6 protein-coding genes and 1 pseudogene are annotated in these 8,002 nt (G+C 43.5%); 3 read left to right on the forward strand and 4 right to left on the reverse strand.

Annotation, left to right across the window (positions count from 1 at the left end; genetic code table 11):
• Nucleotides 1-59: 59 nt before the first annotated feature.
• From ACTHOQ_RS18375 to ACTHOQ_RS18385, 3 genes and pseudogenes are all read right to left on the reverse strand, one after another.
• On the reverse strand, nt 60-389 hold the full coding sequence (locus tag ACTHOQ_RS18375) for a conserved phage C-terminal domain-containing protein (RefSeq protein ID WP_440497621.1): 330 nt from the start codon (nt 387-389) through the stop codon (nt 60-62).
• Nucleotides 326-1,123 carry a nucleotidyltransferase gene (locus ACTHOQ_RS18380; RefSeq protein ID WP_440497622.1) on the reverse strand — a complete coding sequence of 266 codons (798 nt, stop codon included), beginning with the start codon at nt 1,121-1,123 and terminating at the stop codon, nt 326-328. Before ACTHOQ_RS18380 ends, ACTHOQ_RS18375 begins: the two co-directional genes overlap by 64 nt.
• A 572-nt stretch (nt 1,124-1,695) precedes the next feature.
• Nucleotides 1,696-3,216 (reverse strand): annotated as a pseudogene (locus ACTHOQ_RS18385) (alanine/glycine:cation symporter family protein); the annotation flags it as partial.
• Between the two features lie 417 nt (nt 3,217-3,633).
• On the opposite strand from ACTHOQ_RS18385, the gene cypC reads away from it, so the two are divergent.
• From cypC to ACTHOQ_RS18400, 3 genes are all read left to right on the forward strand, one after another.
• Nucleotides 3,634-4,884, forward strand: coding sequence for a CYP152 family fatty-acid peroxygenase CypC (gene cypC, locus ACTHOQ_RS18390; RefSeq protein ID WP_440497625.1), 1,251 nt, complete (start codon nt 3,634-3,636; stop codon nt 4,882-4,884).
• Between the two features lie 233 nt (nt 4,885-5,117).
• Complete coding sequence (locus ACTHOQ_RS18395) at nt 5,118-5,594, forward strand: lysozyme inhibitor LprI family protein (protein ID WP_440497627.1); 477 nt, start codon at nt 5,118-5,120, stop codon at nt 5,592-5,594.
• A gap of 460 nt (nt 5,595-6,054) precedes the next feature.
• Nucleotides 6,055-7,722, forward strand: coding sequence for an FAD-dependent oxidoreductase (locus ACTHOQ_RS18400; protein WP_440497628.1), 1,668 nt, complete (start codon nt 6,055-6,057; stop codon nt 7,720-7,722).
• Between the two features lie 47 nt (nt 7,723-7,769).
• Here ACTHOQ_RS18400 and ACTHOQ_RS18405 read toward each other — a convergent pair.
• Nucleotides 7,770-8,002: PolC-type DNA polymerase III domain-containing protein (locus tag ACTHOQ_RS18405; RefSeq protein ID WP_502229926.1), on the reverse strand; the 233-nt coding region annotated here is incomplete at its 5' end.

Consider the following 8,002-nt stretch of genomic DNA (forward strand, 5'->3'; position numbering starts at 1 on the left):
AGGATTTATCCAGCATTATAAAAATTACGTTAGCACGTCTTTCATCAAACTTCGTATTACTACCTAAACCTCACTGCTAAAAACTTTGCGGCAAAAATTCTCTTTTCCATCAACCTATTCACCCTCATCAAAATGAAGCACAACCGGCTTCGGTTTATAGTCACTTGCCGCTTTTTTAGACAGTGCATTGTTAAATAGCTTTCAAAATTAGCAGGGTGGAACAATGGCAGCAGGCGTAAATACTTTTCAATTTGGACATTATGGAGCCCGTTGCTTACTTGTTCATTGATGACCAAGTAACAATCATCCACAGCATACCCTTCATTCAAAAGTACACATACAATGCATTCAGCACTGTGAAAACAAGCAGGAAAAATGTAACCCCGCATTGGATAATTTCCGCAAAATGGATGAACATCACCCTGTAGTTGCTTTGCTCGGCTTTACGGAAACCAAAAATATCCCCGTGATTAATAATGAAAATAAACGTGCTGACCACCATCAGGATTGACATTAAAAACGCCATCGACGGCAGTGAAGCGACATAGCGCGGGTTGCCTCCTGTCTCCATATAGAGGGGAATCCCCAGCTGCTTACTCAATACAAAACTTGCAATGACAAGAATATAAATAAAAAGTGAGATATTGAACGGATGTTTGCGGTAATCAATCAAATCAAGCCACTTTTTTGCTTTCCCTTCATAATCCAACTCTTCTTCTTCTACTCTGTCCCCTTTCAATAAGTACACAAAACCTGCCAAAACAACTCCCGAAAATAAGTAAACAGAAAAGAGCCTAAAAAGCAAAGTCCAGCTATAAAAGGGTGCTATTGCTAAAGGAAGAATAATTATTGCAATAAACCATCTGCTAAATGGAAGGTCATCCATAAGCCACTTATTCAAGGCATCCCGATTATCCTTTTTATGTACATAATCATCTTCGTGGTAAACAGATAATCTATTCATCATATAGGCGCAGATGACAACAACCAACCCAATCCCGAACATACTATACGATGCTTTCGGATAGACGGTTACCGAATCATAGCTGTGAATAATCCAATTGCCGCTAAAAGCGACGATTAAAATCCCGAACAGCATACTATACGAAGATATATTTCTCATCCTGCCACCTCCATGATGCATTAAAAATAGGGCCATTCATATAATTTACGGCGGAAAGGAGTAAATGGTTTCATCCTGTGTAAAGTTCATTCAAATGGATATATTCAAACATGCTCCATATTAAAAGGGCATCTTTTAGATAAAATCGGCAATCCTCGATAAATTGTTTTACTGGCTAGTGCATTCATACGATTGTATGCAGATTATAGAAAGCCGAATATTATATGGGAAAATGAAAGCCGCCTATGGAATGGTTTAGGAAAATATAAGTCTTATCTTTTGTGTATACCTGTAGCAATAAGTTTATTTTTTGAACTGAAGATAGCTTTGGTTTGGTTTTTCATTTCATTTATAAGCATAGTGTGGCTAATAAAGGAGCGATTTAATTGAGTAATCAAGCTCTCAATATAATAAGCCAAAGATATCATCGAATTCATAGCCATAACTTAAATCAATTTAGCGATAAGTAACGGAAAAACATCAACTCCTCAAATTGATGTTTTTCGTTTTGTATTTTAGGGCACTTAAGAAATTTCTGCTGCTGCAATATTGGGGGATGGATAACCATCAGTTTATTTGGAAACGGACTCGTGATACGGTAGCAAGCGCTCTTGTTTATTTCTGGCCGCAGCAGCAGTTTTCCCTGTAGAAGGAGTTTTAGCAGTTTTCGTCGCCTCATTCTCCCAAAAGTCCGCGTTTTTAATGCCAAGCTGGACCGGATTGAATGTCGGATTGAGACCGATGCGCTTTTGAGAATCATAATCGCTGAGCGCTACTAATGCGGTTTTGGAAAGCAGCAAAATTGTAATGACATTGACCCAGCCGAGCAGACCGACACCTAAATCCGTGATGGCCCATATGAGCGCCGCTGGATTGACCGCACCGAAAATGACCATGCCGAGAAGGCCGAAGCGGGCTGCATGCTTTATGATTCCGCTTGATTTTTCGATATTCAGCATTTCTTTTATGAAGGCGATATTCGTATCCATTTTGTAGAAATACGTAATTAGCGTAGTAAAACAGAACAGGAATAACGAAACCGTCATAAAATACTGACCGAATGCAGGTGAGATGAGTGTGCTCATGGCGGACTGCGTATAAAGCTCCGGGTTTGCGCCGGGAAGGTTGTTGATGATCGCATCTCCGGTATTTGGCGCAACATTGTACATGCCGGTAATTAAAATCATGAAAGCAGTCGCTGTACAGATCAAAAATGTATCGATATAAATCGAGAACGCCTGCACGAGGCCTTGTTTGGCGGGGTGCGAAACGCTTGTCGCACCAGACTCAAACGTTTCCGTACCCAATCCGGCGGCACTTGAGAATACACCACGCTGGACACCCATCGCAATCGCTGTCCCGAATAGGCCGGCAAATGTGGCATTCAAATTAAGCGCGCTTGACACGATGAGCGAAAACATGGCGGGAACTTCGGAAATATTGACCGCAAGCAAGACAATGCAGATTGCTACATACGCAAGTGCCATGAAAGGTACTAAATACTCGGAAACAGTGGCGATTCGCTTCACGCCTCCGTAGATGATGCCGGCCATTAATGACGCCAGCAAAATCCCCGTCACGACAAGCGGCACATTGAATGATTCCTGGACTGTCAAAGCGATGGTATTTGCCTGGACAGTTGGCCACAGAATCCCGATGACCACTATTAATATAATTGCGGAAATGACCGAAAACCACTTTAAATTCAACCCTTTATAAATATAGAAAGGTGTTCCGCCGCGGTATTCGCCTTCAATTTTACTTTTGTAAATTTGCGAAAGCGTAATTTCAATAAAAGAAGTGGCAGCCCCAAGAAAGCCCATTACCCACATCCAAAATACTGCGCCGGGCCCGCCTAAGCTGATCGCTGTCGCCACACCGATGATATTCCCTGTACCGATACGGCTTCCGAGCGACATAGCCAATGCCTGGAACGATGAGATTCCGGCATTATCGTAATTTTTCTCGAACAGCAGCATAATCATATCTTTAAATCGGCGGATCTGGACAAACTTTGTGCGGAACGTAAAAATAACCCCGACCGCCAAAAATAAAAATACTAATGCATTGCTCCAAATATACTTATTCAAAAAATTTACTAATTTCCAACATCAATGAACCACGCCCTTTAAAAATTGTAAAAATCCGATTATATGTAGAATGCAGCCATATTTTAAAAATGCGTATGAGCATTTTTAATGGATAGGAAATAAAGAAGTCCACATAAGAAAAGACAGCATTTTGCGCTATTTGACGGAAAATGCGTTTTTCTAATAAACCCAAAAATAAGATTTACTACTGTAACTATCACAATCTCGCCTTTGTTAAACAAATTTTTTCGGATTAGTAGTAAAGTCACTAAGCGGTGCTCGTCCAGAACTGCCTGTCCTAAAATAGCATGCGGCAATTGTACATCCGTCAAAGCGATGAATCAGAGTAACGTTTTTTTGAAGAATAAACAGGGAATTGGTTACCGACAATGTTACTCATGGGAAAAGGAGATGAAGGGTATGACAAATTCAGTGCCGAGGGAAGAGGGAATCGACAACAGCTTAAGCCTTCTGAGGGAAGGATATTTGTATATTTTGAATAGACGCCAAAGTTTTAACTCAAATATATTCGAAACACGGTTGCTTGGGAAAAAAGCGATTTGCATGGGAGGAAAAGAAGCGGCCGGTATTTTTTATGATAACGACAAATTCAAAAGGGAAGGTGTCGCACCGAACCGGGTTGCGCAAACATTGTTCGGCAAAAATGGTGTGCAGTCATTGGATGGACAGGCACATCAACATCGCAAAGAAATGTTTATGTCCATTATGACCGAGGAGCGTCTTGGGAAACTGAAGGAAATAGCAAGAAAGCATTGGGCGGCGGCAGTGGATAAATGGCAGCAGATGGACGAAGTGGTTCTTTATGAAGAAGCGCAGGAAATCATGTGCAATACCGCTTGTGAGTGGGCAGGAGTACCGGTGAAAGAAAATGAAGTGAAAGCGCTGGCGGATGATTTAAGAGCGATGTTCGAATCGGCAACAGCTATCGGACCATCACATTGGGCAGGGAGAAATGCGCGGAATCGGGTGGAAAAATGGATAGGTGAAATCATCGATCAAGTGCGAGATGGCAAATTGAATCCCGAAGAGGGTACGGCATTATACACATTCGCCTTGCACCGAGATTTGGACGGGGAACTTCTTGATGCAAAAACCGCTTCTGTGGAAGTGATCAATATTTTGAGGCCCATTGTGGCAATTGCAGTCTTTATCAACTTTACTGCGTTGGCCGTGCATCATTATCCGGAAGAGCGGGAGAAACTCAAATCCGGCGATGAAAAAAATGCACAGATGTTTGTACAGGAGGTGCGCCGTTTTTATCCTTTCTTTCCATTTGCCGCCGCACAAGTGAAAGAAGATTTCATTTGGAAAGACTATACATTTGAAAAAGGAACATTAACATTGCTGGACCTTTATGGCACAAATCATGATCCTGATATTTGGGGAAATCCCGATGTGTTCCGGCCCGATCGTTTTGCTGAATGGGATGGCAGCCCTTTCAGTTTTATTCCGCAAGGCGGCGGGGATTACTATTTAGGCCACCGCTGTGCCGGTGAGTGGGTCACAATTGAAGTGATGAAAGTGGGTCTTGATTTTCTTGTAAATAAAATAGCCTACGATGTGCCGGAGCAGGATTTAAGCTACAGCAAGGTGAGTATACCAAGCATTCCGCATAGTAACGTCATAATCAAAAATGTTCTGCGACTGTAAACACATTGGCAAAAGCTTATAGCCGTTTAATCTTAAATCGGCTGCATGCTTTTTAATTAATCATCTAATTGGCGTTTCGAATTAATCATCCACATTTTCAGCGCTCTCCTTTTTGAATGATGTCTGTTCCTTTTGCGATGATAATTTCATGCTTTAATATAAAAAGGCAGGCAGCGAAATATGTATCCAATTGCCTTTGAATACTATCTTTTAAAAGAGAGAAGGATATGAAAATGAAAAAAATACTGACCATGTTTGCCGCTATTCTGCTTTTGGCAGGTTGTGCTGCCGGAACGGAGGAACCGTTAAAAGACAATGCGGAAATTACGCCGTCCGAAGAACCGTCTGCCGGCTTGAAGGAAAGGTATCTTGCAAAATTGAACGATGTTGAAAAAGGGTTGGAAGAATTTGACCAAGTCTTTGAACACGGTACACAAATTGAGCTAACAGAAGCACAGGGTGAAGTATTTGCAAGATGGGATAAAGCATTGAACGAAATTTATGCAGAGCTGAAAAAACAGCTTTCATCGAACGACATGAATAAATTGCGGGAAGAGCAGCGAGACTGGCTAGAACATCGTGATGAAAAAGCGGCAGAAGCAGCCTTGGAATTTGAAGGTGGTTCAATGGAAAATCTGCAGTATGTTAGCATACAAGCACAGTTAACGAAGGAAAGATGCTATGAATTGGTTGAATTGTATATGAAATGAAGACCGAATAGCTAATTTTAAATAAAAGAGGCGGCAAATCGTATAGTATTTGATTATTTTTCGCAGGGGAATACCTCTAATATCCGGAGGCGTTTATTAGCGGCAAAATGATCGGATAAATAAGATGTAAGTGTAAATGAACGAGACTGCAGGGTGATATTGCCTTACAGTCTCGTTTTTTATATGCCGGAAATTGCTTCGTGCTGTTCTTGCAATTGCCTTGCTGACAACGTGTCCGGCATATGTCTTCATGTCAATGCAAGGATTGCTCAAAAACGGAACCTATATCAATTTATTTAAAAAAAACGCTACTTTTATGGAAATCGGTTGAATAAATTAGGAAGTAGGCAAGGTAATTTTAAGCGCCACAATGCCGCGGATCACAATATGTAAATCGCACCATTACATGTTAGTTTTGTCATTTAGCATGATAGCCAAAACGAATAACGGAGGGGTTTGTATGGAATGGCAAGAGCAGTGGGAAGTTGTAGTCGTTGGGAGCGGGGCTGGTGGTTTGGTCGCGGCCATAACTGCGGCACATAATGGACAGCGAGTATTGCTTGTGGAAAAAACGGAAGTGTTCGGCGGTTCATCTGCCTTGTCGGGGGGCGGGCTTTGGATTCCGAACAACCATGTCTCGAAACTGGCGGGCTTAGAGGACAGCGAGGAAGAGGCATTGACGTATATGGAGGAAGTGATCGAGGATAAAGGGCCCGCCTCGACACGCGAGCGCAAAGTGGCATATATCCAAAACGGTTCAAAAATGGTGAGCTTCCTTGAGGACTTGGGGATGAAGTGGGTGGCGGCACCGCACTATCCGGATTACTATCCAGAACGTCCAGGGGGTAAAATCGGCCGCTCAATTGAAGGGGAAGTTTTCGATTTAAGGGAATTGGGCGAATATGAGGGTCTATTGCGCAAAGGTTTAATGGAGATGCCTTTCCCGCTCTATTCAGGGCGCGTTTACTCGGTGCCGCGCACATTTACGAGCATGAAAGATTTCACGAATGTTTCGGGCATGCTGTTTAGCGGCATTAAATACAAATTGCAAGGCAAACATGCAACGTCGATTGGACAAGGGCTCGTATCCCGTCTGCTGAAAATTGCGTTATCGCTAGGTGTGAAAATCCGGCTGAATGCACCGCTAAAAGATTTGATTATAGAAAATGACGCATTGATCGGCATCGAAATCGAACAAAACGGCGCACCGCATTTCATTGAAACGAAGGCGGTCATTTTGGCGGGCGGCGGCTTTGACCATAATGAGGAGCTGCGGCGCAAGTACCATAATATCGGTCCGGAATGGTCGTCTGCAAGTAAAGGAAACCAAGGGGATATGCTGCTCATCGCGCAAAGGCACGGCTTGGATACAGCGCTTTTGGACGAGGCTTGGTGGGGTCCGAGTGCGATCAATGACGACGGTTCACCAAGCTTCCTTGTTTATGAGCGTTCATTGCCGCATACGATTATCGTCGACCAGGAAGGGAAACGCTATTTCAACGAGGCGGAATCGTATGTCGATGCGGGGCGTGCGATGCTAGACAAGCAGGAGGAGACAGGCAAGGCCATTCCTTCTTGGATGATTATGGAAAGCCGCCACCGGAACCGCTATTTATTCGGTTCGATGATGCCGCGCATGGTACCGAAAAAGCTGCTGAAGTCCGGCTGGCTGAAGCGCGCGGATACGATTGACGACTTGGCGAAAATTTGTGGTATTAATGTGGAAGGCTTGCGTGCAACAATCGGCCGCTTCAACGAATTTGTCGACAATGGCAAGGACGGGGACTATAAGCGAGGCGATTCGGCATATGACAATTACTACGGCGACCCGGCATACAAGAATCCGAACCTCGGTCATATAAATAAGCCGCCTTACTATGCGGTAAAAGTATTCCCGGGCGATCTTGGGACAAAAGGAGGCATCGTGGCAGACGAGCACGGGCAAGCATTGCGTGACGGAAAGCCTATCGCTGGACTGTATGCAACGGGCAACTGCTCGGCCTCCGTCATGGGCAAAGTCTACCCGGGACCAGGCTCGACACTTGGACCGACAACGGTGTTCGGCTACATTTCCGCCAATCATATTAAGAGCACGATATTTGAGCATGCAAAGCAAGGGGTCATTTGAAAATAGAAAGCGAATTAACAAATGGGACAAAGAAAAAGTTCCAGACGTTAGTTCGCTTTTTTTAGGATGAGCTGGAGAATTTCATTTGCGCAAATGGCATCCGCGTCTGCGGTATGATGCTTCAGGAGCGGGATATTGTATGTTTCGGCTATAATGTTCAAGTTGTTTTTCGGGCTATCCAAATATTTGCGTGCAAGCATCACTGTGCATGCGGCTTTGTTTGTGGGACGTATGCCATTTCTGAATAGCTCAAGCGCCAAAAAATTGTACCAATCAAAAC

Source organism: Solibacillus silvestris, assembly GCF_051967575.1.
Classification (GTDB): domain Bacteria; phylum Bacillota; class Bacilli; order Bacillales_A; family Planococcaceae; genus Solibacillus; species Solibacillus silvestris_B.